This is a genomic window from Amycolatopsis sp. lyj-346 (assembly GCF_046548975.1).
Taxonomy (GTDB): Bacteria; Actinomycetota; Actinomycetes; order Mycobacteriales; family Pseudonocardiaceae; genus Amycolatopsis.
In genome coordinates this window covers 16,353-43,149 of the sequence record NZ_JAJPWT010000023.1, presented here as the reverse complement: position 1 = coordinate 43,149, position 26,797 = coordinate 16,353, and the positions used below count along the sequence as shown (strand labels likewise).

Sequence of the window (26,797 nt, the reverse complement as noted above, 5' to 3'; positions counted from 1 at the left end):
ACCGTACGGCAGGGCACCGACAGTTTCCGGCGCCGCGCGGGTTGACCTCCAGCGAGGTCGAGGTTCCAGGATGGTGGAACCGACCACCAGCTGGAGGAAAGCCGTGAAAGCCGTAGCGTTCACCGAATTCGGCGGGCCCGAAGTGCTCCGCGTCCTCGACCTGCCGGAGCCGCACGCCGGGCCCGGGGAGGTTCGCGTGCGCGTCAAGGCCGCCGGGGTGCAGCCGTACGACGCCGCCGTGCGAGCCGGGTGGGAACCGCCGAATCTGACGCTCACCTGGCCGCGGGTGCCCGGCAACGAGTTCGCCGGCGTCGTCGACGAGGGCGAACTCGAGGCCGGTACCGAAGTTCTCGGCTTCACCGCCGTGCAGGCCGCCGCCGAGTACATCGTCGTCCCGGCCTCCGACGTCACGCCGAAGCCGCCGGAAATGCCGTGGGAGGTGGCCGGCGGGTTCACCGCCGGGACGCAGACCGCGTCCATCGCGCTGGAGGTCCTCGGCCTGCGCGAAGGGGAGACGCTGCTCGTCCACGGCGCCGCCGGGTCGGTCGGCGCCGCCGCCGTGCAGCTCGCGCGGCTCCGGGGCGCCCGGGTGGTCGGCACCGCGAGCGAGGCCAACCAGGACTACCTGCGCGAGCTGGGTGCGACACCCGTCGTCTACGGCGAAGGACTGAAGGACCGCGTCCTGGCCGCCGCGCCGCAGGGGGTCGACGTCGTGCTCGACGGGGCCGGCGGGGAAGCACTCGACGTCTCACTCGAACTGGTGAAGGCGCGGGAGCGGATCCTCACCCTCGTCGACCACCACCGGGCCGCGGACCTCGGCGTGCTCGTCTCGACATCCGGACGTTCCGCCGAGCGGCTCGCCGAGCTGGCCGCGCTCTACGCCAAGGGTGACTTGCGCTTCCTCGTGCGCCGGGCCTACCCCTACACCGAGGCCGCGGCCGCCCACCGGGAAATCGAAACCGGACACGGCCGCGGAAAAATCGTTCTCACGTTTTCTTGAGCGAGCCGGCGCCCAGCTTGTCCAGTATGTGGACCAAAGCACCTTCCCGACTTTGGTCGCTGGAATCCGGACCGGTCGCTCCTTAGATTCTCCCCATTACACCCGGTCGGGTGTCATTCGGTCGAGTGGCCGAGTACCACAGGGAGACATCGATGGTGAGATTCAGCCGGGTCGCCGCGCACGCGGTTCCGCTGACGGTCGGTGCGTTGCTGCTGACGACGGGGGTCTCGGCGGCCCAGCCGTCCACCGTGGACGCGGCGGCCGCGCGCACCGAAGCGGGCATCAACGCGCTGCAGAGCATCAAGAAGAGCCTGAGCCCCGCGGAGCGCAAGCAATCGAGCCAGCTGGTCGTCGAGAAGCGGTTGCGGGCCGACCGGTCGCTGGCCGCGAAACTGCCCGAATACCGCTCCGGCGTGGGCGTCAGCAACACCGGCGCCGTCGCGGTCGACGTCGTCGCGCACAGCAAAGCCGTCGCGAACGCCGTCAAGGCGGCGGGCGGCGCGGTCCGGCACGTCTCGCCGGACGGCGCCGTCCGCGCCGACCTGCCCCTGTCCGCGCTGGACGCGATCGCCGGCCGAGCCGACGTCGCCGAGGTGAAGCCCGCCGTGCAGGCCACCACCTGGAGCGAGCAGGGCAACCGCGACTTCCGCCAGGCCTTGGCCAAGCAGGCCGTCGCCGCGACGCAGGTGTCCGAAGGGGACAAGGCGCACGGCGCCGACACCGCCCGCACCACCTACGGCGTCAGCGGCTCCGGCGTGAAGGTCTGCGTGCTCTCCGACGGCGTCGACTCCCTGGCGAAGTCGCAGAGCGCCGGTGAACTGCCCGCGGTCGACGTCCTGTCCGGCCAGAAGGGCAGCGGCGACGAGGGCACCGCGATGCTCGAGATCATCCACGACCTCGCGCCGAACGCGACCCTCGGATTCGCGACCGCGTTCACCAGCGAAGCCAGCTTCGCCGCGAACATCCGCGCGCTGCGCACCACCGGCAAGTGCCAGATCATCGTCGACGACGTCTCCTACTTCGACGAATCGCCGTTCCAGGACACGCAGGTCGCGCAGGCGGTCAACGACGTGACCGCGGCCGGCGCGCTCTACTTCTCCTCGGCGGGCAACTCGGGCAACGCGACCGACGGCACCAGCGGCTACTACGAGGGTGACTTCCGCGCGTCGTCGTCGAAGATCAGCGGCGTCACCGGCACCCCGCACGACTTCGACCCGAGCAGCACCACGCAGAACTTCGACGCGCTTTCGGCGGGCTCGCTCGGCCGCCCGGTGACGCTGTTCTGGTCCGACCCGTGGGGCAAGTCCGCCAACGACTACGACCTGTTCATCCTGAACTCCGCGGGCAGTGTCGTGGCCTCCAGCGAGAACGCGCAGTCCGGCTCGCAGAACCCGTACGAGATCGCGTCCGTGCCCACCAGCGGCTCCGGCTTCAAGGTGGCGGTCGTGAAGTACAGCGGCGCCGACCGCTTCATCGCGCTGAACGTGATCCGCGGCCGGTTCGTGGCTTCGGGCTCGCTCAAGGCGTTCAGCACCAACGGCGTCACGAACGGCCACTCGGCCGCGGTCAACGCGTTCAGCGTGGCGGCGGCACCGGCGGCGGGCGCGTTCACCCGGCCGCTGGAGACCGGTGACCCGGCCAACCCGGCCGGCCCGTACCCCGGCCTCTACACGGCGTCGAGCAAGTGGGAGCGGTTCTCCTCCGACGGCAAGCGCCGCGTGTTCTTCAACGCCGACGGCACGGCGATCACCCCGGGCAACGTGTCCTCGACCGGCGGCACGGTCCGCAACAAGCCGGACATCACCGCGGCGGACGGCGTCGCCACCTCGGTGACGGGCTTCCAGCCGTTCTTCGGGACGTCGGCGGCGGCTCCGCACGCGGCGGCCATCGCGGCCCTGCTCCTGTCGGGCAAGCCGACGGCCACCCCGGCCCAGATCCGCACGGCACTGGTGTCCTCGTCGATCGACCTGGGCACGCCCGGCTTCGACACGGTGACCGGCAGCGGCGTGATCATGGCCGGCCCGGCACTGGCCGCGCTGGGCGTGGCGGCGAAGTAAGGCGGTTTTTCGAGCGGGGTCCGGCGCGCGCCGGGCCCCGCTCGTCATTTCCCGGACACGAGCAGGTGGAACCCGAGGCCGCTGTGGGTGAACCGCTCGTGCCGCGACAACCGCAGCCCCGCTGTGTCCAGGGTGGCTTCGATCTCGGGGATCGGACGGATGCAGAAGCCGTTGTCGGTGAGCATCCGGGCGCGGCCCATGAGGTCGGGGTCACCGATGCCGAGCACGAACCGCCCGCCTGGCGCGAGGACCCGCGCGACCTCCGCGAAGGCCTTCCCGAGGTCGTCCACGAAGTAGACCGTGTTCGTCGTGACGATCGCGTCGACCGAGCCGTCGTCGAGAGGCAGCGCGGTCATCGGTCCCTCGCTCAAGACGAGCCTGCCCGCCCCGATCTCCCGGCGGAAGGTCCTGCGCGCCCGGTCGAGCATCGTCTTCGAGATCTCCACGCCCTGCACGGTGGCGGTTTTCCGCAGCAGCAGGCCGAGGCCCAAGCCGCCGCCGAAGCCGATGTCCAGGGCCCGTTCCGTGCCCGACAGCTCGAGCGCCGCGACGGCCTGCACGACCGCTTCCCGGTTCCGGCGGTTGAGCGCCGAGCCGACCAGACGGCCCCGCAGGCCGTTAGGGTGGCCGAGTTGCCGGGCGAGACCAGCCTGAAAACGCTCGCGAAGACCCATACGGGCAGTGTAGGAGGCGGGATGGCGAAGACGGCGGTCGTGACCGGAGCCGGTTCGGGGATCGGGCGGGCGGTCGCCCGGGCGCTCCTGCAGGACGGCTACCTGGTCGCCCTGGCCGGGCGGCGGGCCGATGCTCTCGACGAAACCGCCGCAGGCTTCGAAAACGCGCTCGCCGTGCCCACCGACGTCTCGGACGAGCAGGCCGTCGAGGCGCTCTTCGCAGCCGTCCGTGACCGGTGGGGGCGGCTCGACCTGCTCTTCAACAACGCCGGGATCGGCGCTGCCGGCACCATTGCCGAGCTGTCCGTCGAAGACTGGAAGCGGACCGTCGACGTCAACCTCACCGGGATGTTCCTCTGCGCGCGGCAAGCCGTGCGGCTGATGAAGGAGCAGGACCCGAGGGGCGGCCGGATCGTCAACAACGGCTCCATCTCCGCCCACGCGCCGCGGCCCGCCAGTGTCGCCTACACCGCGACGAAACACGCCGTCACCGGCCTCACCCGGTCGATCTCGCTGGACGGCCGGGCCTGGGACGTCGCCTGCGGGCAGATCGACATCGGCAACGCCGCCACCGAAATGACCGAGCGGATGGCCGCGGGCATCCCGCAGGCCGACGGCCGGATCGTCGCCGAGCCGACCTTCGACGTCCGGCACGTCGCCGACGCCGTGCGGTACATGGCCGGGCTGCCGCTCGACGCCAACGTCCAGTTCCTCACCGTCACCGCGACGACCATGCCGTTCATCGGCCGCGGCTAGCTGCGTTCGGGGGGACGAAATGCCGATGCTGTTCGAGGGGCACGACGTTGAGGCGCTCGACGAGGTGGTGACCCGGGAGTTCTCGCCCCACAGCCTGCGCGTCGGCCGGGAAGAAGAACGAGCGCCCGGCCGCTTCCGCCGCCTGCACCGGCAGGGGCTGGCGCTCTACACGCTGGGGTGGGGCCGCCCGGTCGACGTCGCGGCTGGTGAACTGCCCGACTTCTACAACGTGCACATCCCGCTCGCCGGCGAAAGCTCGGTCCGGGTGGCCGGCCGCGAGGTCTCCGCGTCGTGCTCGGTCGCCGGGCCCGGCATGACGCTGGGCATGTCCCTGCCGGCCGGGTCGGACACCCTCATCCTGTTCCTGCCGCAGGCGGCGGTCGACAACGCGGTCACCGCGCAGACCGGTGAACCGCCCGCCGCCGCCCTGCGGTTCGACCCCGGCCTCGCGGACGGCGACCCGGCGGTGGCCGCGTGGCTGGGGACCGCGCGGGCCTTCGCGCAGTTCACCGCGTCTCCGCTGGCGGCCCGGTCCCCGCTGGCCGCCGCGCACTTCGAACAGGTCCTCGTGCACGGCCTGGTGGACCTCCAGCCGCACGACCACGTCGCCGCCCTGCCCGCCTACGCCCATCCGGCGCTGCCGCGGGCTGTGCGGCGAGCCATGGCGTACTGCGAGGAACACGCGGGTGAGCCGGTTTCGGTCGCGGACATGGCCGCGGCGGCGCGGGTCAGCCCCCGTACCCTGCAGGACCGCTTCCGCGTCGACTTCGGGACCACCCCGGCGGCCTACCTGCGGCGGGTCCGGCTGGACCGGGTGCACCAGGACCTGCTGCGCATCGCGGACGGTTCCGCGTCCGGCACGGTCGCCGAGGTCGCGACCCGCTGGGGCTTCACGCACCTGAGCCGGTTCGCCGCGTACTACCGCGAGGCGTACGGGCAGCTGCCGTCCTGCACCGCCGAAAGGCGCCCTTCCGGCAAGCCGATACACGCGGACCTCCCGGCGGATAACGGATAGAGGGCGGCGCTCCGTCCTCCGTACGCTGAACCGGAGGCTGCCGTCGGCGCAGGGGGTTCCACGGGGGATGGACGTCGGCGAGCAGCTTCCGAACCGCCCGGCCGGCGGTGTCTTCGTCCGGCACCGCCGGCCGCGGCTAGGGGATCACCCGCGCCTTCCGGAACTCGTCGAACAGCCGGTAGAACATCTGCTCCGTCTCGACGTACTCGGCGAACCCCGCCCGCCGTGACTTCGACGTGTCGGCGAACACGTCGTAGTCCCAGCCGAACACGAAGTCGCCGAACGCCCACGAAGCCGAGACGTCCGCATACGACGCCGAAAGACCGTGTTTCGAAGACATGGCGGTCCACAGTGGACTTTTGTCGGCCATGACGTCCACCAGCGACATCCGCAGCGGCGGAGCGACGTCGAGGTCGAAGTACGCCGCCAGTTTCGGCCAGAGCTCGCGCCAGCGGAACAGGTCGCCGTTCGCGATGTTGAAGGCGCCCTGGTGCCCGGTCGCCCAAACCGTCGCCGACGCCAGGAGTCCTGCGTCGGTCATCTCCAGCAGGCTGTCGTACGCGCCGGGCTTGCCCGGGAAGCGCAGCGGCAGCCCGAGTTCCTTCGAAATCGACGCGTACACCGCGATCACCAGCGCGAGGTTCATCGGATTGCCCAGCGTCGTGCCGCCGACCACCGACGGGCGGATCGCCGACCACGTCCACGAGCCCGCCCGCCGTTCGAGGAACTGCTGCTGGTCGACGTTGAACTCCGGCGGCATGTGTCCGGCGTCGGTCTCGCGCGCCGGGGTCTTGAACGGGCCGAGGTGCGCGCCGTACACCTTGTAGCCCTGCATCAGGCTGACGTGCTCCAGGCCGGGCGGGGCCGCCTCGACGAGGTTCGCCAGCATCGCCAGGTTCGGCGGGACCAGCTCCGCCCACGTCGGTTTGTCCTGGTAGGCGGCATAGAACAGGTGCGTGACGCCGGTCAGCGGGGCGAGCTTCGCCCGCGTGTCGGCCGGGTCGAGCAGGTCGACGGCGATCGACCCCGGCCCGCCGCGGCGCGAGAGGCCGGTGACCTCCCAGCCACTCGTTCGCAGGTGTTCGGTGAGTGTGCGGCCGATGATCCCGTTCGCCCCGGCGACCAAAGCTGTCTTGCGTTCCATGTCCTCAGGTTGGAACGGCGAAAGCGATAAGTCCAAGGCTTCCTTGTCACCAAGTCGATAAGCTGCCTTCATGGCAAGCCTGCGGCAGCTCGAGTACCTGGTCACGGTGGTCGACACCGGCTCGTTCACCCGCGCCGCGGAGCAGCTGCACGTGACGCAGCCGGCGTTGTCGCACCAGATGCGCGCCCTCGAGCGCAGCCTCGGCGGGCCGCTGCTGGAGCGGCTGCCCCGGGCGGTCCGGCTCACGCCGATGGGCCGGGCGATGCTGCCGCACGCCCGCGCGGCGCTGGCCGACGCCGAACGCGCGCGCTGCGCGGCCCGGCTCGCGTCCGGGACGACGGCGGGTGAGCTGCAGGTCGCCACGGTGTACTCGGTCAGCCTGGGCGTGCTGCCGCCCGCGCTGCGGGTGTGGCGGCGCGACCGGCCGGAGGTCGACGTCCGGCTGATCGAGTTCCGGCACGCCGACGAGCTGCGCGAGGCGATGGCCGCGGGCGAGGCCGACGTCGCGCTCGGCCCGCACCCCGGCGACTGGGCGGGCCCGGTGCGGGAGCTGGGGGTGGAGGAGTTCGTGATCGTGCTGCCGGCGGACGGCGCCACGGAAGCGGACGCCACCGGGGTCGTCGACCTGGCTACCCTCTCCGGCTGCGCCTGGGTGCACTACGCGCCGGGCAACGGCCTGGCGGAGCTGGTCGACGCGGCCTGCGCGGCGGCGGGCTTCCGCCCCCGGGCAGCGGTCCGCACCGAGCAGACGGCGGCCGCGCCGATCCTGGCGGCGGCGGGCCTGGGGCCGGCGTTGGTGCCGGCGAACGTGCTGCCGGCGCGGTTCGACGGCCGGGTGCTGCGGCCGAGCGCGCCGGTCCGTCGAGTGCTGACGGCGTACACCCGGACGGCTCCGGATCCGCTGACCGGGGCGTTCATCGAGACGCTCGTGAAGCACGCCACGGTCTAGAGCCGGTCGAGCCAGGGATGGTCCTTCTCCAGGGCCTCCGCGAGCCAGCGCCGCTGCACCGCATCGAGCACCGGCAGGGCCGCGGCGAAGTCCTGCTCGTCCTTGGGGCGGGTTCCGTGGGCCTTGGCGAACAGCTGGACCTCCGGCGCCAGATAAGGGATGCCGTCGGCCGAGACTGCGCCCAGCGACGCGATTTCCCGGCGCACCGCGGGGTTCCGGCGGGAGACCCACTCGTCACCCTCGGCCTTGTCCAGCATGAACTGGATCCGCCACGGCGCGGCCGCCGACGGGCGGCACCACACGTCGTCGACGGCGTCGCCCAGGACCTCGCCGCGCGACCAGGGCCGCAGCGTGCCCGGCGGGTCCGCCGCCCACCACTCCCACGACGGCAGTGCCTCCTGGATCGCGAGCTGGTCGCGCCGGAGCAGCAGGACGTCGACATCGGCGTGTTCACGGAACGCCCGGCCCACCGCCAGTTCGATCGCGTAACCGCCGGCGATCCACCACGGCGCGCGCACGCGCGAGAACAGCTCGGCCACCTCGGGCAGGGCCGCGGGCTCCCAGCTCACGAGACGCCGATCCCCGCGAGGACCAGGCCGGTGAACGGCGTCGCCGTCACGTCGTGGACCCGCGGCGCCCAGACCGCGTGGCCGTGGCCCGACCACAGCGGGACCACCGGCAGGTCCCGCAGCAGCTGGTTCTCCGCCAGCCCGGTACAGCTCGCCCCCCTCCTCGGCCGTCGCCGCCGCGTCGGCAAGCTCCGGGTTCTGGCGGAAGATGTCGTCGCGGTAGCCGGACGCCGTGACCAGCTCGGAGAGCAGCTCGTCCGGGCCAGGCCGCCAGGGTGGCCCAGTTGCCGGGCGAGCCTCGCGCGGAAACTCTCGCGAAGTCCCATGCGCGAGCAGTCTAGGAGGCGGGATCGGGCGCGCCCTGCTCGACGACGGCTACCAGGGCGTTCTCGCCGGACGGCGCGAGAACGCCCTGGCCGAGACCGCCGCCGGGCCGGCAAATCCGGGTGTGCACTGTGAAACACCCGTACGGCCGGTGGTCCGGCGTGACTCGGCGGCGGTAGTTTGACGTGCACCGGAGGGGAGTCCCATGGGAGACAACGCAGGATTCGTCATGCCGTTCGTCGATGGCGGGAGGAGCCGCCGATGAGCGACGGCCCGCAGCTGCGGCAGGTACAGCACCCGGTGTCCGACGTCGGCGCGGCCGTGGCGTTCTACGCGGCCGCCTTCGGCTTCGCCGAGAAGTTCACCGACGGCGACCGGTACGCCGCGCTGGACGCCGGTGGTCTCACCCTCGCGCTGGTGGGCGCGGCCGAGGATGTCGCCGGCGGTGCGCCCGCGGCCTCGATCAAGGTGCCCGATGTGGCCGCGACGCTCGACGCCGTGGTGCGCGCCGGTGGCTCCGTCGTGCGGGCGCCGGAGCAGGGACCCCACGAAACCCGGGCGGTGGTCCAGGACGCCTGGGGCAACGCGGTCATCGTGTACGGCCCGCGCTGAGAGGTCAAGGCCGGGATCACCGCACGGTGACTTCTCCGGCCGGGGTCCTCAGCGTTGCCTGCAAGGAAGGTTCCGCCGCCTGCCGCACGGTGACGCAGTCCGCCAGGCCGAGCGCGGCCAGGTGCCCCCGCACCATCGCGGGCTCGGGATGCGACACCACCAAGGACACCAGGTGGATGCCCTTGGTGGACAGTTCGGCGGCGTACGCGTCGGTCTCCCACTGGACGAGAAACGGGATGACCCTGCCGAACCCCTGTCCCTCCGACGGTGCGGCCGCCCGCCAGGCGAGGTGGACACCGTCGCCCCGGTCCCGGGACATGGCCACGACCGGGTCGAACCGGCACCCGCGGGCGGTGGCGGTTCGCACGGCCTCGTCCAGATCGTCCACCCGGGCCGCCCAGGTGGACAACCGCGGCCGGGTCAGGTCGTCGATGCCGAGCGGCCGTCCGTGCGCCGGATCCGGCTGGTCCGGGTCGGGGCCCAGCACCTCGAAATACGTCCGCTCGCCGAGATCGGCGAGGTAGTTCCGGGTACCGAGCGTGAGGTGCCGGCCGCCGGGGGAAAGCCGGACCCCGAACCGCCGGTTCAGGTCGCCGACCGCGGACTCGAGATCCGGTGTGGCGTAGAGAATGTGGTCGATCATGGTGTCTCAGCCGGTACTTCGTTCAGTTCAGTGGCCGGCGGCGTTTTCTTCGGCACCCGGACCAGGCCGAGGATCGCCACCGCGACCAGCACCTCGATCGCGCCGAGGAGGGGCCACAGCAGCGCGGTTCCGAGGGAGAGGAACAACCAGCCGCCGACCACCGGGGCGACCGTGTTGCCGAGTCCGAAAGCGAACTGGAAACTGCCGATGTAACGGCTCTTCAGGGGGCCGGCACCGACGACCGCGGGGTACGCGAACAGCGACGGGCCACTGATGATTTCGCCGATCGTCCACAGCAGTGTCCCGCCGATGATCACCGCCGGCACCATCGGCAGCCCGTACACGCCGACCCCGATTCCGATGAGGGCGAGACCGATCGCGATCGACAGCCGCATCGGCATCCGCTGCACCACCTTCGTCGCCGGCAGTTCGAGGGCGATCACCACCAAGCCGTTCAACGAAACGGCGAGCGTGTACCAGAAGATGTCCAGCTTGACCTCGTTCACCGTGAGGGGCAGCGTCGAAAGGTATTGCTGGTAAACGATGGTGTGTACGGCGGCCACCAGCAGAAAGACGACATAGCGGCGGTTTCGGAGCACCGCGAGGTAGCCGCCGCGGCCGGAGCCGGTGGCGGGGTCGGGCGCCACGGGCGCGGCCATCGTCCGCACCACGTCCCGGGCCGGCAACATCACCCAGGCCAGCACGGCGTACGCGACGGCGACCAGCGCCTCGGTGAGGAAGACCACCGTGTACTGCTTGCCGTCCAGGTAATAGAGGGCGAAGCCGAGCATCGGGGCCACGGTGGAGCCGACGTTGAGGCCGAACCGCCAGATCGCGAAGATCATCACCTGGTTGTCGGCGGGGGTGAGGTCCGACAGCAGGGTGGAGGACGCGGGCCGGAAGACCTGCGAGGTGACGCCGACCAGCACACTGGCCAGCAACAGCAGCGGATACTGGGTCGGCACCAGCATGAACGCGATCAGCAGGCCGCTGAGGCCCATGCTCGCCGCGATCGTGAGACGCGGCCCGAGCCGGTCGGAGAGCACCCCGCCGACGAGCGTGCCCACGACCCCGCCCGCTCCGTAGGCGCCGAGGGCGAACACGGCCTGGGCGGTCGAATAGCCGCGCGCGGTCACGTAGAGGACCAGGAAGATCACGAGAAAGCCGCTGAGACGATTCACGATGACGCCGAACATGATCGTCTTCGCCGCCGCGGGAGCGTCGCGGAATGTCGCCCAGACGCCTGGTTTCTGCGGATCGGCAGCCGCCGTCATACAACCCCCTTGCGAACCGGCGAGCGGATTTTTACTCGCGCCGAGCGGATACTACCGAACAATGGAGGTGAGGACCCCCTCCATCGCCGCACCGAAACGCGCTGGAAACGCGTGGCCCATCCCGTCCTCATAACGGAGGAAGCAGTCGATCCCCCGAGTTCCGGCCCATCCTGCGAAGCTTTCGCACGAGGCCACCGATGCCGGTGTCCCACCAGGGAAAATACAGATTCGGGGCTCGATGGCGACAACGGAGCCGAGCGGCCGCAGGTTCGGTGCGAACGCCACCGCGCCGGCCGCCGCCACCGCGCCGGTGAGGGTCGCTTCGATCGCGATCCGCCCTCCGGCGCCGAGTCCGGCGAGGACCAGCGGCACCTCCGGTCCGAATTCGGCCCGTGCGGCCCGCGCGACGGTCCGGACATCGGCGACGGCAAGGTCGTGGTCACGCCACTCGTGGACGCCGCGGGCGGCCAGCTGCGGTGAGCGCACCAGGAAGGCCGCGCACGAGCCGAGCTCGGCCCACAGCGAGGCGAAGAGATCCGCGGGCGCCGGACCGTTGCCGTGCAAGGAAATGACGACGGCGGACGGCGGCGTGGCCGGGCGGACGACCGCCCAGCTCACCTCGGCACGCTCCTGCGCCGCCCGCCAGCGCCGCTCCGACCTGGCCCGGACGTCCTGATCGTCGAGCGGCCAGATGGTCTCCAGTGCGGGATCGGCCAGCAGCTGCGGGCTCCACCAGCCACCGCGCTCGACGGCGTCGGCGAGCAGGCGCAGACCGGCGTCCGGTGCGCCGCGCAACGCCATGACGCCGGCGCGGATGTACGTCGACCACGCGTGCAGTTCGGAGTGCGCGGCCCCCAGTTGCGAGGCCGCCGCGTCGACCTCGGGCAGCGCTCCTTGCTCGTACGCCTCCATCAGCCGGGCGAGGATCCGGTCGGCACGGGAGGTCACGGCTGACGGGCGGCCCACGCGAAAAGTCCCTCCGGGTCGAATTCGGTGCGGATCGCGTCCAGCCGGGCCGCGCTCGGGCCGTAGACGGCGTCGCGCACGGAGTCGGCTTCTTCGGCCAGGCCCGAGAAGTTCAGGTAGACACCCCCGTTGGCGTGCGGCACCAGTGCCGTCCAGCTCGTGCGGCACCAGTCGAGGATCGCGTCGTCGAGTCCGGTCTCGCGCCACATCGCGTTGACGTTGACGTTGAACTGCGCCGCGCGGTGCGGAAACGCGCTGCGGTCCGCGGGGATGTCCCGGACGGCGCCGCCCATCGTGCGGATCACCAGCTCGGTGCCCCCGCCGGTCCACCGCGCCTGCCGATCGAGCAGGGTCCGGATCGCGTCGTCGGTGAGTTCGTCCAGGAAGTGCGACTTCATGAAAGCGCGTGTCTTCCCCGCGGGCGGGCTGGGCGACTGCTCGTAAGGAACGGTCCCGCTCACGTCGAGCACGGGGGTGGCCAGCCGGCGCAGCGGGGCGAGTGCCGCCTCCGCCTCTTCGGGTGGGCCTGCGCACACCGCGCCGACGCCGACGACCGGGGTGTCCCGCCGCTCGGCAGGCACCTGGGGATACGGGGGCATCCCGCGCAGGACCGCCATCGGCGAGACCGTGTCCGGCAGGGCCGAAACCGCGTCGCGCCAGGCCCGCAGCACCTGTTCCCCGTGGTCCGCCGGGTAGTACACCTCCACGTACGAGACTTCCGGCCCGAGGGTGACGAGGTCGAACTCCATGCTGGTGACGACGCCGAGGCCCCGGCCGCAGCCGCGCGCCGCCCAGAGCAGGTCCGGGTACTCGTCCGGACCCGCCGTCCGGACCCGGCCGTCCGCCGTCACGATCTCCATCGACCGCAGGTGGTCGCAGGTCAGGCCGTGTGCCCGGGTCAGCATGCCGATCCCGCCGCCCAGGGCGAGGCCCGCCACGCCGGTGCCCGTCACGTCCCCACCCGGCACCGCCAGCCCGAAGACCTGCGTCTCGGCGTCCAGCTTGCCGACGGTCACCCCGCCCTGCACCCGCGCGACCCGGCGCGCCGGGTCGACGTGCACCGCGGTCATCGCCGACAGGTCGATCACGAGCCCGTCGTCGCACACCGCGCTGCCGGCGACCTGGTGGCCGCCGCCCCGGACGCTCACCGGCGGACGGTGCTCAGCGGCCACGCACACCGCTTCGACGACGTCCGCCACGTCGGTGCACCGGGCGATCAGGGCCGGACGGCGATCCACCAGGCCGTTCCACACGCCACGCGCGTCGTCGTACCCGGGGTGCCACCGGTCGACGACCGTCCCGCCGAACCCGGTCCCGAACGCACGGCGGAGTGCGCGGCCGTCCTCAGCCGTCGACATCGGCCGCGATCCGGGTCGCGACGCAGACGCCCGGCCCCCAGTCCATCAGCGTCACCTGGAAGCCGGGCTCGTCGAAGATCTCCACCCGGAACCGGTCGACCCGGTCCTTGCTCGGCCGCACCGCCGGATCCCAGCTCGCCGACCAGATGACGTCGTCGCACACGAACAGGCCGCCCGGGGCGATCCGGGACAGCGTCAATGCCCGCTCCTCGTACTTCGGCACGCTGGCGTCGACGAAGATCATGTCGAAGAGCGGACCGTCGTACGCCTGCAGCCACTCGATGGCGTCGGCGTGCACCACCTCGACCCGGGGGTCGGAGGCCAGCATCTCCTTGCTGATCTGGGCTGCCTCGGGGTGCACCTCCAAGGTGATCAACCGCGCGGCGCGGTCCATGCCGTCCAGCAGCCATCCCGCGCCGACACCGACGCCCGTACCGATCTCCAGCAGCAGGCCGCCCGGCTTGCTCGCGGCGAGCGTACGCAGCAGCTGGCCCGTGTCACGGGCACTCGACATGTGGAAGTCCTCTTCCATGGCGCGCTTTTCGGCGACCTCGACCAGCTGCGGCACCTTCACCAGTTCACTCACGATTCCTCCACGCCGTCTCGGACGCGGCGGCCCGCGGCCAGTGCCCGGCCGCCGCGTACATCGTTCATCCACTCCAGTAGTGGCGGATAAGCCAGGCGAGCACCACGGTCGGTGCGGATGGCGTGCCCCTCGCCGTCGAGCTCCACGAAGGTGGCCTGCTGGTCCATCCGGCCGAGGTGCCTCCGCACGGCAGGCAGCGGAATCCGCTCGTCCAGCTCACCGTGCGCGATGAAATAGCGCTTGCGCAGACGGTCGGCTCCCAGCGGTGCGCGGTCCCTGAACGCGAACTCGGCGAACTGACGCACGCCGGGGTGTGCGGTCCCGGCAAGGTCGTCGTGGTGCAGGAAGCCACCGAGGAGAGCCACGCCGGCGCACCGGTCCGACAACTCGCCCGCGAGCGCCGCCACGTACCCGCCGTAGCTCATCCCCATGGTGACGACCGGGCCGTCGGCGAGCTCTTCGATCGCCGCGCACAGGTCCGCCACGTCGTCCACGCCGAACCGGACCGGCCCCTTCGGCCGGTACTCGGGCTGGCGCAGCCCGCTGGAGCTCAGGTTGACCCGCACGACCCGCCAGCCCACCTTGTTCAGGGCCCTCGCGAGCGAGGTGAACTCGCCCCACACCGGAACGTGCGGGCCACCGGGGACGAAGAACGCGGTTCCGCGGCAGGCGGCCAGTGGCTCGTGGACCAGGCACGGCAGCAGCTGGTCTCCCCGCCGCACGACCACCGCACGGACCTCGTCACTCGACGCCGGCGCCAGCGAGGACGTGTCGTCGAGGGACCGGAGTGTGCGCGGCAGGGTGGGGGTGCCGACCGCGGCGGCACACGTGCCGTCCGGCGCGGTGGCCACGGACCGGACGGATCCGGTCGTCCCGGGTGCCCACACCGGATCGAGGCGCCCGCTCGCCCAGTCCCAGACGTACGGAACGACGCTCGGCCACTCCTCCGCGCAGAGCACGACCCGGGTGTCGTCCAGCCAGGCGGAGGACGGCAGCACGACCTTGCGCAGCGACTGCGGGCTGAGCACCCGGCCGGTCCCGCACGAGATGACGACGATCTGGTAGCTGCCACCGCCGCGGATCACCGTCAGCACCGCCTCGCGGTCCGGTGACGGCGAAAGGTGCGACACCGTGGCCCCACGCGGGACGCCGATCTGCCACCCGGGCCCGGTCAACGCCGACGTCCCGTCCGGCTGCGTCGTCACCTGGACCGGTTCGCCGCCGGCCGTCAGGACGGCCGCGTTGCCCGCCGGGCTGCGATGCGCCAGGAGCCTGCCGTCCCAGTCGGTGATCCCGGATTCCTCGACCTTGTCCTCGAGCACGTCCCAGCGACCGTCGCGCAGGACGAGCTGCCGGCCGTCGTCGGCATGGTGCTCGTGCCACAGCACGCTCAGCCGGTCGCCGCCCGCCGACATCGGCCGCCGGATCCAGCCGGCCGGCGCCGGGAACTCGGTCCAGCGACGGGCGTCCGGGTCGAACTGCGCCGCCCTGCGGTCTCCCCACGCGTCCGTGGAGACCAGCCAGCGGTCCCGGTACCAGCACACCGAATCCGGCAGATAGTCCACTTGGGACCGCCGGAACGCGTCCGACAGCCCACTGATGACGTCGTCCGGGCGATCGGGCAGATCGGCCACCAGCCGGGTTGCTTCCGTCATGGCGTCAGGCCACCGTGGCCGCGGGATCCAGCTCCGCGGCCACCGCGAACCAGGTTTCCGCCTCTTCCTTGCGATCCAGTGTCTCGAAGGCGACGCCGGCGCGCGCGGCGGCCAGCGCACCGGGGAAGGTGCCCAGCACGCCCCCCGCCGTGAAGCATTCGAGAGCGCGTTCGTCCTGGCCGACCATCCACAGCGTGTCGCCCGCGTAGAGCTGCGTATAGGGGTCACCCGGGTCCAGTTCGAGCAGCCTGCCGGCTGCCGCGTCCGGTTCCATGTCGACGACCATCGCCCGGCCCTTGGAGTTGATGAAGGCCTTGAGACTCGCCTCCAGGCTCAGCCGCTCGTTCTGGGCGGCCGCCACCTTCTCCGCCGGGGTGCTCGCCGCGGAGCTCAGCCCTCTGGCGAGGTCGATGGCGAGCTGCATCTTCTCGGCGATGTCCGCCATGTCACGACGGCGCACCGCGTACAGGGCGAGTGCCCGGTAGGTCCGGCTGATGTACAGGCGCAGGTCGAAGGTGTCCGCCGTGACGCCGTCGATCAGCGCTTGTGCGTCCGCGGCCACCTCGGCGCACTCGTCGAGGTCGTGTTGCCGTCGGCAGTAGTGCGCGATCAGCCGCCCGTAGGCGCTCAGCCGTATCCCCGGCGAATTGCCGGTGTCCGCGACCAGGCTGTGGAACGGTCGCGCCGCCTTGTCCGGGTCGATGACGAGCCCGTAGCACGAGCGGGCCACTTCATAGGTGAGAACGGGGTCGCCGCTTTCGACGGCTCGTTTTCCGAGCGCCTTGGCGGAGATGCTGAACAACCCCAGCACGTTGAGGACCTGTGCCAGGGACGTGAGGGTCGGTACGGACACGTCCGAGCCGGGCTCGAGCATGGCGCGCAGCTCCGCCAGGAATGGCAGCCCGCTCTCGTCCGCCGCACTCAACCGGTGATCGATGGCGTCGTCCGGGAATGCGGTGTGACCGAGGACGTGCTGACGGAAACCGGGTGGGTAGTACGAGCCGGGCACGAACGGGAGTCCCGCGCCGGAGCGGGTGCGGATCAGCTCGAGCAGCAGCGGGATGAACCGCGTGGCCACCGCCGCGTCCGGGCGGCTTTGGCCGCGCAGGTAGGTCGACCACAGCTCACGCCGCCGCAGCACCATCGTCCGGTTGCGGTCGGAGAGTTCCAGCGTGGCCAATGCGGTGTCATCGGATCGGGGATAATCGGCCAGCGCCGGGCGTGTAGCGGCGGTCGAAGTCATCGTTCGGATCCCTTCTGCTATTCCAGGTAGCCCGGAGCGACGATGTAGTCGCCGCCCGACCGCGGTGTCAGGAACTCCGCCGTCGGGATGACCGCCTTGACGACGGCGGTGGAGTTCACCGACGGCACGTCGATGAGCAGCGGCGCGACACCGAAGCGTTCTTCGACGAATGCCGGTAGTTCAGTGGGCGTGATCGCGGCCGGGTTACTCGCCTCGCCCTCGTCGATGGGCTTTTCGAGGTGGCGCAGGAAGGACAGGAACGCCTCCTGGTGACCGGCCGAACGGGCACCGCGGAGGAATTCGGGTTCGTTCCGGTTGACCGGGTTCCCCAGCGAAGCCCGCACCATCACGGCCTCGTGCAACGCGTGCAGCAGCGCGGGCCCCTGCGTGAACCCCGCACCGGCGCCGAAGGTCGCCTGGGCTCGGTCATGCCGGCCGACCAGGACCAGCGTGACGTGGATCGGGGCCATTTCACGCACGTCCCAGGCGTGGACGACGAGCTGACGGTCCGCGAGCGCCTTCGCCAGCCCGGGCGGTATCAGTTCGCCGAGCCGCTCGGTGGCGGGCTCCAACGTGACCGTTCCCGCCCACACCCGCCTGATCGCCTGGCGTTCCAGGCATTCCAGGATCCCGCTGACACCGGCGACGTCGCGGTCCGGGTGTGCGGCCGTGCCGACCGAACTCTGCCGCCACGGCAGCACGCGCAACTTCGTGCTCACCCTGCGGAGCAGGGCGAGGTCCGCCGGCACGCCGGCAGCCTCGCCGGTCGTGGCACGCCGGGCCGGGACCCAGTCCTCGGCGTCCTCGAGGATTTCGTGCGGGGTGAACAGGAAAAGGCCGCGCTCCGCCGCCTCGTCTCGGGAGATGACCAGGAGCGGACCGTTTTCGATCAAACTCGCCCGCTCGGTGGCCTCGCCGTGGGCCCGCACCATCGCGCGTTCGGGCACGTCGTCGCAGGCCCCACCCGCGAACCGGCCGGACCGGGCGTCCACGTGATCCAAACCGAGGTACAATTGATCATCGAGAATCGGCGTAGCGCTCACCGAAAGATGCTCCGTTCTGACGGACGGACAGGTCTCGCCACGAGACCTGTCCGTCCGCGTTCAGTTCGCTGTGTTTGACGCCCGCTCGGGCAGAATTGCGTTTTTTGCCATGCTCAAACCACCCTTCGGCCGCACGACACCGAAGGGTTTGATGGCAATCTCACGCAAGAACGCATCGAAACAGTGCCAGGGATCAGCTGGCTTCTCGACAGGCCCCTCCAGATAAGCCCGAACAGGTCATCGGCGAGCTGTTCCCCTTAGTACGAGGTGCAGAGAAGAACGGGGAAGTCCTGCGTGTCCTCGACGATGTCCAGCTCAAACTCGACCATTTCAACCTCCGAAAGGTGAATTGCCTCTGATTGGTGGTTCAAATTTGCGAATTCCGCCCCGGTCCCCATGCGATCCAGGAGCCGAGCCGTGGTCGCGTCACGATGCTAGCAGGGTTTCTCGCAGAATGCCAAGGTAACGTTGCCGTATGTGCCGTTCGGGCTAATTGCACGCCGCTCGTGGGTGTCCGATTCTGCTGGGCCGTTCGGTGTCGGTAACCGCAATTGATCATGCTTTCCCGTTGTGGGCACGTAGGTATTCAGTCGTTGGCTCGCTATAGTGATCACCATGATCGACGGGGGTGCACGTGCGGATGATCTAGAAACATCGTACCGATGCGCATTACCACTTTTCTGTTGTACTGTCGGGCAAATTCGCAGATCTTACCTGATTTTAACAAGGACGGGTCGATGGTGAGCACGGTCGAGCGGTTGAACCGCTATGCGAAGTTGGCAGTGGAGGTCGGCGTGTGCCTCCGGCCGGGTCAGGACCTCTTGGTCGAGGCGGCGGTGGAGCACGCACCGCTCGCCCGCAGCGTGGCACGCGCGGCGTACGCGGCAGGCGCCCGTTACGTGGATGTCCTGTACAACGACCAGCAGATCCTGCGCGCGCAGGTGGAGCTCGGTGCCGACGAGGGCCTGGGCTGGCCTCCGCCCTGGCAGGTCAAGCGGCTCGAAGACGCGAGGCGCGGGCAGGTGTGCCGCATGGTGATCGTCGGCGACCCGGACCCGAACGTGATGGCGGGCCTCGACGGCGGCCGGGTCGCCCGCGCGGACGCGATCGACGTCCGCAAGGAACACCTGCGCGGCATCAACGAGCGTGCGGTCGCCTGGTCGATCATCGCGTGCCCGACCGAAGGGTGGGCCGAAGCGTTGTTCGGCGAACCCGACGTCGATCGGTTGTGGGGTCTGATCGAGCGAGCGGTGCGGTTGGACGAGCCGGACCCGGTCGCGGCTTGGCGGGAGCACATGGCGCGGCTGGAAGCGCGTGCGAGGGCCATCACCGAGCGCCACTTCGACGCCATCCGGTTCCGCGGACCCGGTACCGACCTGACGGTCGGCCTGTTGCAGGCCGCGCGCTGGGGAGCCGCGGTCTTCGAGACGGAATGGGGGCAGAAGCACCTGCCCAACCTCCCGACCGAGGAGATCGGCACGGTCCCGGACGCCCGTCGCGGCGACGGCGTCGTCCGCGCCACCCGCCCCCTCTACGCGGGCGGCGTCGAGGTGCGGGACCTGACCCTGCGCGTCGAGGGCGGTCAGGTGAAGGAAGCGAGCGCCTCCGCCGGTGAGAAGACCATCCACCAGCTGATGGCCAGGGACGAAGGGGCGACCCGGTTCGGCGAGGTGGCCCTGGTGGACGCCACATCGAGGGTGGGCCGGCTGAACACGCTCTTCCGGACCACGCTCCTCGACGAAAACGCGACGTGTCACCTGGCCCTCGGCAACGGCGCGCCGTTCGCGGTGGAGAACGCGCCGGCGAACGACCCGGTGGCCTTGAAGGAAATGGGCATCAACCAGTCCAGCATCCACCTGGACTTCATGGTCGGCGGTCCGGAGGTGGAGGTGGACGGTATCGAGCCGGGTGGCACCGCGGTGCCGCTGGTGCACGGCGACGAATGGCAGCTGGATGCCTGAAAGCCGCGCCGCGGGGGAAGCTCGGCAGCTGCTGCAGCTCAACCACTGTTACGGCGTGCTGGACGCAGTGACCGCCGACGCCGTCGCAACTTCCGAATACTTGCGGACGTTCGCCGGCTGCCACCCCCGTACCACGGCGGACGACAGCCGGACGTGGACCGGGCGGTACCTGATGGGCCGGGCGACGTACCTGGAGCTGTTCAAGGTCGGCGACGTGCCCGGTCAGGAAGCCGCGCTCGGTTCGGCCGGGGTGGGCCTGTCCGTGGAGCGCTCGGGCGAGCTGCGCACGGTCGTCGACCGGCTGCCGGCGCTCGGGGTGCCCACGCCGGTGGAGCGCCGGCAGACCCGCGATTTCGGCGACGGCGTGCTGGTTCCCTGGTTCCGGGCCGTTTACACGGGGCAGACCTACGACGCGTTCCGGGCCTGGGGGATGGAATACGAACAATCGTATTTCGCCGACCCTCGCAGCAAGAGCGGGCCCGCGGCCCACCCGGGCGATGTCAGCCGTGCGCGCTACCTCGAGGATTACCACCACCCACGGCACCTGCGCGACCTCACCGCGGTCACGGTCGCCGTCACCGCGAACGACCTCGCCGACAGCGTGCCCCTGCTGCGGGCGGGCGGGTACGCCGTGCGGGAAGGACCCGGCGGCGTGGTCGCCACGGGCGACGGTACGGTGCTGCGGTTCGACGCGGTGCCGCGCGCGGCCGCCGGGCTGCGCCGGGTGGACATGGCACTGCTCGCGCCGATGCCCCGGGCGCACCGCGAAAAGATCGGCAACTCCACTCTCACCGTCGGCCCCGGCCCGCGTGCGGTATGGACCTTTCCGCCCAACGCGTGACCGGGACCCTCGGCGGTGGAGCGAACGACTCAGGTCGTCGCCACCGCGCGACGCCGGTGCCGCAGCCAGACCGCCGTGTCCGTGGGCAGCTCGGTCGAAACCGGCCCGCTGGCCAGCAGGATCTCCCCGGCCGGGAGCGGCACCGATGAGTCCGCGAAGTTCAGCACGAACGTGAACTCCGTCCCCAGCCGGAACGCCAGAACTCCTTCACCCAGCGAGAGCCATTCGAGCGGGCCGGCCGGGAGATCCCGGCGCAGCCGGAGTCCCGGGCGGTACAGCGACAGCATCGACGACGGGTCCGCCGACTCCGCCTCAGCCGTGTAGGCACTCCATTCCGGCGGCTGGGGGAGCCAGGTGTCTCCGCTGCCGAAACCGAACGGTGGCTCGGACTCCGACCACGGGATCGGGACCCGGCAGCCGTCCCGGCCCGGGTCGGCGCCGCGGGTGCGGGCGAAGACCGGGTCCTGGCGCAGCTCGTCCGGGATGTCCAAGACCTCCCACAACCCCAGCTCTTCGCCCTGGTAGATGTACAGGCCGCCGGGCAGCGCCAGCGTCAGCAGCGCCGCGGCCCGCGCGCGGCGGGTGCCCAGGGCGAGATCCACCGGCGCCGAGTGCAGCCGGTTCGCGAAGCTGAAGCCGGTGTCGCCGGCCCGCCCGTAGCGGGTGACGTGCCGGGTGACGTCGTGGTTCGACAGCACCCACGCCGCCGGTGCGCCGACCTCGTCGTGCGCCTTCAGCGTGCGGTCGATGACGTCGCGGAAGCGCCGGCAGTCCCACGGGCAGACCAGGAAGTCGAAGTTGAACGCCGAGTGCAGCTCGTCGCGGCGCAGGTACCGTGCGGCCCGCGACATGTCCGGCAGCCACATCTCGCCGACCAGCACACGTTCTCCGTCGTAGCTGTCGGCGATCTTGCGCCACGACCGGTAGATCTCGTGCAGCCCATCCCGGTCGGAGAACGGCGTCTCGTCGCCGTCGTCGACGTCGGGCAGGTGCGGGTCCTTGACCAGGCCGTCGGCGACGTCGATGCGGAAGCCGTCGACGCCGCGGTCGAACCAGAAGCGCAGCACGTCCTCGAACTCCGTGCGGATCTCCGGGTTGTCCCAGTTGAAGTCGGGCTGGCGCGAGCTGTAGAGGTGCAGGTACCACTCGCCGTCCGGCACGCGCGTCCACGCCGGCCCGCCGAAGCGCGACTTCCAGTTGTTCGGCGGTTCGCTGCCGTCCGGGCCGCGACCGGGCCGGAACCAGAACCGTTGCCGCTCCGGCGATCCCGGGCCGGCTTCGAGCGCGGCCTGGAACCAGCGGTGCTCGTCGGAGCAGTGGTTGGGCACGATGTCGATGATCACCCGGATGCCGCGGGCGTGGGCCCCGGCGATCAGGTCCTCCGCCTCGGCGAGGGTGCCGAACAGCGGCTCGACGTCCCGGAAGTCGGCGACGTCGTAGCCGCCGTCGTCCATCGGCGACGGGTACCACGGCGTGAACCAGATCGCGTCGATCCCCAGGTCGGCCAGGTGGTCCAGCCGGGCGCGGACGCCGGCGAGGTCGCCGACGCCGTCGCCGTTGCCGTCCGCGAAGCTGCGGATGTACACCTGGTAGATCGCCGCGCTCCGCCACCAGCCGGTCTTGTCGGTCACGAAAGTGCCCCTCCTGGTCGTCGTGTGAAGCTCAGCCCTTGAGACTGCCGGCGGTCAGCCCGGCGAGGATCTGCCGCTGGAAGGCCAGGAACAGCGCCACCATCGGCAGGCTGGCCAGCACCATCCCGGCGACGAGCACGTTGAGCGGCAGGTCGATCGCCACCCGTTGCAGCATCACCGAGAGCGTCTGCTTTTCGGTGTCCGGGAACACCAGCAGCGGCCAGATGAAGTCCTTCCAGGTGGCGACCACCGCGAGGATCGACACCACGGCCAGGATCGGCCGCGAGATCGGCAGGACGATCCGCCAGAGCGTGCGCACCGGCCCGGCGCCGTCGAGGCGCGCGGCCTCGACCAGCTCGTCGGGGATCTGGTCGAAGAACCGTTTCAGCAGGTAGATGTTGAACGCGTTCGCCGCCGCGGGCAGCCAGACCGCGGCCGGGGAGTTGATCAGGTTGAGGTGCAGCAGGGGCAGGTCCGTCACCGTCACGTAGGTCGGGACCAGCAACGCCGTGGCCGGCAGCATCAGGGTGGCCAGCATCAGCCCGAGCACGACGTTGCCGAACTTCGGCCGCAGCTTCGACAGCGCGAACGCGGCCGGGACGTCGATGGCCAGCTGCGCGAGCCAGGCGCCGCCGGCGATGACGAGCGTGTTGAGGAAGTACTTGCCGAGGCTCAGCTGGTCCCAGGCGTCGGCGAAGGTCTCCGGGTGCCACTCGTGCGGGACGAGCGTGGCCGGCGTCTGCGCCAGTTCCTGCGGCGACTTCATCGCGCCGGTCACCACCCAGTAGAGCGGGAACATGAAGGCCAGCACGAAAACGGCGAGCGTGCACGCGAAGACGACGCCGTAGCCGAGCTTGCCGCGCGGGCTGCGGAGCGCGCCGGGGGAGACGAGCGTCCTCATGATCGGTCCGCCTTCCGCGTCAGCCGGACGTACCACGCCGAGAACACGCCGAGCGCCACGAACAGCAGCAGGCTCATCGCGCTCGCCGCGCCGAAGTCGTTGTAGACGAAGGCGTAGCGGTAGAGCAGCAGGAGCACGGTGACCGTCGAGTCGTCCGGGCCGCCGCCGGTCATCACGTACGGCTCGGTGAACACCTGCATGGTGGCCACGACCTGCAGCAGCAGGAGCACCAGCAGCACGAACCGGGTCTGCGGGAACGTCACGTGCCGCAGGCGTTTCCACAGCCCGGCGCCGTCGAGTTCCGCGGCTTCGTAGAGCTCGCCGGGGATGGTGCCGAGCGCGGCCAGGTAGATGAGCGTGGTGCTGCCCATGTTGGCCCACGTCGAGACGAACACCAGCGACAGCATCGCCGTGCCGCTCGAGTCCAGCCACTGACCGCCCGGCAGGCCGACCGCGCCGAGCGCGGAGTTGAAGAGGCCGGGACCCGGGTCGTAGAACCACTTCCACATCAGCGCCGTCACGACGGGTGGCAGCATCACCGGCAGGTAGACGGCCAGGCGGAAGAACGCCTTCGCGTGGCGGAGTTCGTTCAGCAGCACGGCGGTGAAGAACGGGACGGCGAAGCCGAAAACCAGCGCGAGCCCGGTGAAGAGCAGCGTATTGCGCCAGGCGACGCCGAAGAGCGGGTCCGCGAAGAGCCGGCTGAAGTTGTCGAACCCGACCCACGTCGGCGCGTTGACGAAGTCGACCTGCTGGAAGCTCAGCAGCACCCCGCGCACGATCGGGTACCAGGAGAACAGCGCGAACACCACGAGCGCGGCGCAGAGCAGGCCGTACGCGGTGAGGTTTTCCTCGAGCCTGCGCCGGAGCCGGGTCCGGCCCGCCGTTGCGGCCGGGCGCCCGGCCTGCGACGGTTTCGCCGCGGGCCAGGCGAGCAGGCTACCTGACCTGGGCGAGGACACTGTTGACCTTCGCCGCAGCCGACGACAGCTGCTGGTCGATGTTCGCGTTCCGGTCGGTGAGCACCGCCTGCATCACGCTGTCGAGCGCGGCGTAGACCTGCTGCGCGTTCGGGGGTTCGACGCTGCCCTTGATCCGGCTCGTGGTGTCCACATAGGACTTGTAGTTCTCCGCGGGGACGTTGGCGTACTTGGCCTTCAGCGCCAGCTGCTGCTCGCGGACGGCGCCGGTCCAGACGTCCGGGGTCGGCTCGGCGGGCAGGCCGACCGGCTGCTTGCCGTCGACGTACTGCTGGATGTGCTTCTCGAAGCGGTCCGGGTTGAGGTACTTCCACTGGATCCACTCGAGGCCGGCCTTGACCTTCTCCGGCGACGCCTTCGGGTTGATCATGTAGCCCTCGCCGCCGAGCAGGGTGCCCTGGCCGCCGGGCATGCCCGCGATGCCGTAGTCCTCGTACTTGCCGTTGAACTGCTTGACGAGCACCGGCACGTTGTCGGGGGCGGCCATGTACATGCCGAGCTGGCCGGCACCCATCATGCGTTGCACGTCCTGGGCCTCCAGGAGTTGCTTGGCGCCCATGGAGTTGTCGGTCCAGCGCATGTCGTGCAGGTACTGGAGGGCTTTCTTGCCCTTGTCGCCGTCGAAGCCGGCCACCCACTTGTCGCCGTCCTTGCGGGCGACCTCGCCGCCCAGCGAGTAGAGCCAGCCGGTCAGGTGCCAGCCGCCCTGGTTGTTCTTGCTGTAGTCGGCGTACCCGACGACGCCGTTGCCGAGCGCGGAGATCTTCTTCGCGGCTTCGCGGACTTCGTCCCAGGTCTGCGGCGGCTTGTCCGGGTCGAGCCCGGCCTTCTGGAACAGCGGGCGGCTGTAGAGCAGGCCCATCGTGTAGTTCATGGTCGGCAGGCCGTAGAGCTTGCCGGTCGCGTCGCGGAAGTTGCCGAGCAGTTCCGGCTTGATGTCGTTGATGTGCGGAACGCTCTTCGCGGCTTCCGTGATGTCGGCGGCCTGGCGGCGGGCGATGATCTGCGCCGGGTCGGTGAAGTAGACGTAGTAGACGTCTTCGAGCTGCCCGCCGGCGAGCTTCGCGGAGAAGGTCTTGGGGTCCATGAAGCCTTCGTGCGGGTCGATGTCGATGTTCGGGTGCGAGGCCTCGAACTCCTTGACGTCGGCGTCGAACACGCTGCGCTCGAACGGCTGGCTGGTCGGCGGCTGCCCGGTGACGGTGATCTTGACCTTGCCGCCGGCCTGGGTGCCGGCGTCACCGTCCCCGCAGGCGGCGATCGTGAGGGCAAGGCCGCCCGCGGCGAGCAGGCACAACGTCCGGCGAGCGGCGGTTCTGGACCAGGGACTGCTCATCTCAAGCCTCTTCTCGAGTCGCGACGGCTGTCACGTGATTGCGGTCACTCTAAAGTCGGAGACCGGATTCCCGCAATAACCAGACGAGACTCTGCAACTTACGAACAGCCCCCAGCGCCCCAATGTGGCCTTCGGTGCGTTGGACGCACCGAAGGCCACCTTGGGTGCGTTGAGCGCACCCAAGGCCACCTTGGGGCGCTTGAGGCTGGGCGCACGAAAAAGGCGCGACGGCTGGTGAGCCGTCGCGCCTTCCGGGGTGCGGGGTCAGGCGGTGCGGCGGGCGGTCGACCCGCGGACCACCAGTTCCGGGGCGAACAGCAGCTCCTCCGCCGCCACCTCGCCGCCGTTGATGCGCTTGACCAGCAGTTCCACCACCGCCCGGCCCATCGCCTCGATCGGCTGGCGGGTGGTCGTCAGTGGCGGGTCGGTGCAGTTCATCAGCGCCGAGTCGTCGTAGCCGACCACCGAAATGTCCCCCGGTACGGACAGGCCCTGGCGGCGGGCCGCGCGGACGGCTCCGAGGGCCAGCAGGTCGCTTGCGCACAGCACGGCCGTCGCCCCGCGGGGGTAGAGGCGGGCCGCCGCGGCGTGGCCGCCCTCGATCGAGAACATCCCGTGCTCGATCAGCTCGTCCAGCACCGGCAGCCCGAGCTTGGCCGCGTAGGAGCGGAACGCCTCGAGCTTCCGCCGCGAAGGAACGTGGTCGGACGGCCCGAGGACCAGGCCGATCTTCTCGTGCCCGAGCGAGTGCAGGTGCCCGACGACCTGCTCGACGGCCACCGCGTCGTCGCACGAGACCTGGGGCAGGCCGAGGTGGTCGACGGCGGCGTTGATCAGCACGGTCGGCAGCCGGCGCTCGACGAGGTGGTGGTAGTGCGAGTGGATCGCGTCCGCCTGCGCGTACAGCCCGCCGGCGAACACCACGCCCGACACCTGCTGCTGCAGGAGCAGTTCGACGTACTCCGCCTCCGACACCCCGCCCGCGGTCCGCGTGCAGAGCACCGGCGTGAACCCCTGCTGGGCGAGGGCGTTGCCCATGATCTCGGCCAGCGCCGGGAAGATCGGGTTCTGCAGCTCCGGCAGCACCAGCCCGACCAGGCGGGCCCGCTCGCCCCGCAGCTGGGTCGGCCGCTCGTACCCCATCACGTCCAGCGCCGTGAGCACGGCGGCCCGGGTACTCGCGGACACCCCGGACCGGCCGTTGAGCACCCGGCTGACCGTGGCTTCGCTGACCCCCACCTGACGGGCAACTTCGGCAAGACGACGCGTCATAGCCGAA

Annotated in this window: 25 protein-coding genes; 8 read left to right on the top strand and 17 right to left on the bottom strand. The window is 70.7% G+C overall.

The features are described from left to right. The first annotated feature begins 103 nt into the window (after window positions 1-103). Complete coding sequence (locus ACLJQE_RS41345) at window positions 104-1,000, top strand: NADP-dependent oxidoreductase (RefSeq protein ID WP_410645199.1); 897 nt, start codon at window positions 104-106, stop codon at window positions 998-1,000. 152 nt (window positions 1,001-1,152) lie between these two features. Beyond that, window positions 1,153-3,057, top strand: coding sequence for a S8 family peptidase (locus ACLJQE_RS41340; protein WP_410645197.1), 1,905 nt, complete (start codon window positions 1,153-1,155; stop codon window positions 3,055-3,057). 44 nt (window positions 3,058-3,101) lie between these two features. On the opposite strand, the gene ACLJQE_RS41335 is transcribed toward ACLJQE_RS41340, so the two are convergent. Then, a complete protein-coding gene (locus tag ACLJQE_RS41335) occupies window positions 3,102-3,731 on the bottom strand; it encodes a class I SAM-dependent methyltransferase (RefSeq protein WP_410645195.1) in 630 nt (209 codons plus the stop codon). Window positions 3,732-3,752: 21 nt separating this feature from the next. On the opposite strand from ACLJQE_RS41335, the gene ACLJQE_RS41330 reads away from it, so the two are divergent. Then, window positions 3,753-4,487 carry an SDR family oxidoreductase gene (locus ACLJQE_RS41330; RefSeq protein WP_410645193.1) on the top strand — a complete coding sequence of 245 codons (735 nt, stop codon included), beginning with the start codon at window positions 3,753-3,755 and terminating at the stop codon, window positions 4,485-4,487. Between the two features lie 19 nt (window positions 4,488-4,506). Continuing rightward, window positions 4,507-5,502 carry an AraC family transcriptional regulator gene (locus tag ACLJQE_RS41325; RefSeq protein WP_410645191.1) on the top strand — a complete coding sequence of 332 codons (996 nt, stop codon included), beginning with the start codon at window positions 4,507-4,509 and terminating at the stop codon, window positions 5,500-5,502. A 136-nt stretch (window positions 5,503-5,638) separates the two neighbouring features. On the opposite strand, the gene ACLJQE_RS41320 is transcribed toward ACLJQE_RS41325, so the two are convergent. Continuing rightward, window positions 5,639-6,646 carry an SDR family oxidoreductase gene (locus ACLJQE_RS41320; protein ID WP_410645189.1) on the bottom strand — a complete coding sequence of 336 codons (1,008 nt, stop codon included), beginning with the start codon at window positions 6,644-6,646 and terminating at the stop codon, window positions 5,639-5,641. A 70-nt stretch (window positions 6,647-6,716) separates the two neighbouring features. Here ACLJQE_RS41320 and ACLJQE_RS41315 point away from each other — a divergent pair, with 70 nt between their 5' ends. Continuing rightward, window positions 6,717-7,595, top strand: coding sequence for a LysR substrate-binding domain-containing protein (locus tag ACLJQE_RS41315; RefSeq protein ID WP_410645187.1), 879 nt, complete (start codon window positions 6,717-6,719; stop codon window positions 7,593-7,595). Here the strand turns inward: ACLJQE_RS41315 and ACLJQE_RS41310 are convergent. Beyond that, complete coding sequence (locus tag ACLJQE_RS41310) at window positions 7,592-8,164, bottom strand: nucleotidyltransferase domain-containing protein (RefSeq protein WP_410645185.1); 573 nt, start codon at window positions 8,162-8,164, stop codon at window positions 7,592-7,594. The genes ACLJQE_RS41315 and ACLJQE_RS41310 overlap by 4 nt on opposite strands. Then, a complete protein-coding gene (locus ACLJQE_RS41305) occupies window positions 8,161-8,352 on the bottom strand; it encodes a hypothetical protein (protein ID WP_410645183.1) in 192 nt (63 codons plus the stop codon). The genes ACLJQE_RS41310 and ACLJQE_RS41305 overlap by 4 nt, the downstream gene beginning before the upstream one ends. A 397-nt stretch (window positions 8,353-8,749) precedes the next feature. On the opposite strand from ACLJQE_RS41305, the gene ACLJQE_RS41300 reads away from it, so the two are divergent. Next, window positions 8,750-9,100, top strand: a complete 351-nt coding sequence (locus ACLJQE_RS41300) for a VOC family protein (RefSeq protein ID WP_410645181.1) — start codon at window positions 8,750-8,752, stop codon at window positions 9,098-9,100. Between the two features lie 16 nt (window positions 9,101-9,116). Here the strand turns inward: ACLJQE_RS41300 and ACLJQE_RS41295 are convergent, their stop codons facing one another. The 8 genes from ACLJQE_RS41295 to ACLJQE_RS41260 are packed head-to-tail and all read right to left on the bottom strand — an operon-like array spanning window position 9,117 to window position 17,868. Beyond that, on the bottom strand, window positions 9,117-9,743 hold the full coding sequence (locus ACLJQE_RS41295) for a VOC family protein (protein WP_410645179.1): 627 nt from the start codon (window positions 9,741-9,743) through the stop codon (window positions 9,117-9,119). Beyond that, window positions 9,740-11,017 carry an MFS transporter gene (locus ACLJQE_RS41290; protein WP_410645177.1) on the bottom strand — a complete coding sequence of 426 codons (1,278 nt, stop codon included), beginning with the start codon at window positions 11,015-11,017 and terminating at the stop codon, window positions 9,740-9,742. Before ACLJQE_RS41290 ends, ACLJQE_RS41295 begins: the two co-directional genes overlap by 4 nt. Before the next feature lie 51 nt (window positions 11,018-11,068). Next, a complete protein-coding gene (locus ACLJQE_RS41285) occupies window positions 11,069-11,965 on the bottom strand; it encodes a hypothetical protein (protein ID WP_410645175.1) in 897 nt (298 codons plus the stop codon). Further along, a complete protein-coding gene (locus ACLJQE_RS41280; protein ID WP_410645173.1) occupies window positions 11,962-13,341 on the bottom strand; it encodes an FAD-binding oxidoreductase in 1,380 nt (459 codons plus the stop codon). The genes ACLJQE_RS41285 and ACLJQE_RS41280 overlap by 4 nt, the downstream gene beginning before the upstream one ends. Continuing rightward, window positions 13,328-13,927, bottom strand: coding sequence for an O-methyltransferase (locus ACLJQE_RS41275; RefSeq protein ID WP_410645171.1), 600 nt, complete (start codon window positions 13,925-13,927; stop codon window positions 13,328-13,330). Before ACLJQE_RS41275 ends, ACLJQE_RS41280 begins: the two co-directional genes overlap by 14 nt. After that, on the bottom strand, window positions 13,924-15,582 hold the full coding sequence (locus ACLJQE_RS41270) for an alpha/beta fold hydrolase (RefSeq protein ID WP_410645169.1): 1,659 nt from the start codon (window positions 15,580-15,582) through the stop codon (window positions 13,924-13,926). The genes ACLJQE_RS41275 and ACLJQE_RS41270 overlap by 4 nt, the downstream gene beginning before the upstream one ends. 4 nt (window positions 15,583-15,586) lie before the next feature. Continuing rightward, window positions 15,587-16,825 carry a hypothetical protein gene (locus ACLJQE_RS41265; protein WP_410645167.1) on the bottom strand — a complete coding sequence of 413 codons (1,239 nt, stop codon included), beginning with the start codon at window positions 16,823-16,825 and terminating at the stop codon, window positions 15,587-15,589. A gap of 17 nt (window positions 16,826-16,842) precedes the next feature. Continuing rightward, entirely contained in the window at window positions 16,843-17,868 is a 1,026-nt protein-coding gene (locus ACLJQE_RS41260) for a YcaO-like family protein (RefSeq protein WP_410645165.1), read from the bottom strand. 662 nt (window positions 17,869-18,530) lie between these two features. On the opposite strand from ACLJQE_RS41260, the gene ACLJQE_RS41255 reads away from it, so the two are divergent. Both ACLJQE_RS41255 and ACLJQE_RS41250 read left to right on the top strand, forming a co-directional pair. Next, complete coding sequence (locus tag ACLJQE_RS41255; protein ID WP_410645163.1) at window positions 18,531-19,829, top strand: aminopeptidase; 1,299 nt, start codon at window positions 18,531-18,533, stop codon at window positions 19,827-19,829. Next, window positions 19,822-20,670: a DUF5829 family protein gene (locus ACLJQE_RS41250; RefSeq protein ID WP_410645161.1), complete on the top strand. Its 849-nt coding sequence runs from the start codon at window positions 19,822-19,824 to the stop codon at window positions 20,668-20,670. Before ACLJQE_RS41255 ends, ACLJQE_RS41250 begins: the two co-directional genes overlap by 8 nt. A gap of 29 nt (window positions 20,671-20,699) precedes the next feature. Here ACLJQE_RS41250 and ACLJQE_RS41245 read toward each other — a convergent pair whose 3' ends face one another. From ACLJQE_RS41245 to ACLJQE_RS41225, 5 genes are all read right to left on the bottom strand, one after another. Further along, a complete protein-coding gene (locus ACLJQE_RS41245) occupies window positions 20,700-22,301 on the bottom strand; it encodes an alpha-amylase family glycosyl hydrolase (RefSeq protein WP_410645159.1) in 1,602 nt (533 codons plus the stop codon). A 31-nt stretch (window positions 22,302-22,332) separates the two neighbouring features. Then, window positions 22,333-23,202 (bottom strand): carbohydrate ABC transporter permease, encoded by an 870-nt coding sequence (locus tag ACLJQE_RS41240; protein ID WP_410645157.1) that lies wholly within the window; start codon window positions 23,200-23,202, stop codon window positions 22,333-22,335. After that, a complete protein-coding gene (locus tag ACLJQE_RS41235; RefSeq protein ID WP_410645155.1) occupies window positions 23,199-24,164 on the bottom strand; it encodes a carbohydrate ABC transporter permease in 966 nt (321 codons plus the stop codon). Before ACLJQE_RS41235 ends, ACLJQE_RS41240 begins: the two co-directional genes overlap by 4 nt. Beyond that, entirely contained in the window at window positions 24,142-25,518 is a 1,377-nt protein-coding gene (locus tag ACLJQE_RS41230; protein WP_410645153.1) for an ABC transporter substrate-binding protein, read from the bottom strand. The genes ACLJQE_RS41235 and ACLJQE_RS41230 overlap by 23 nt, the downstream gene beginning before the upstream one ends. A 264-nt stretch (window positions 25,519-25,782) precedes the next feature. Further along, window positions 25,783-26,790, bottom strand: coding sequence for a LacI family DNA-binding transcriptional regulator (locus tag ACLJQE_RS41225; RefSeq protein ID WP_410645151.1), 1,008 nt, complete (start codon window positions 26,788-26,790; stop codon window positions 25,783-25,785). Window positions 26,791-26,797 lie beyond the last annotated feature (7 nt).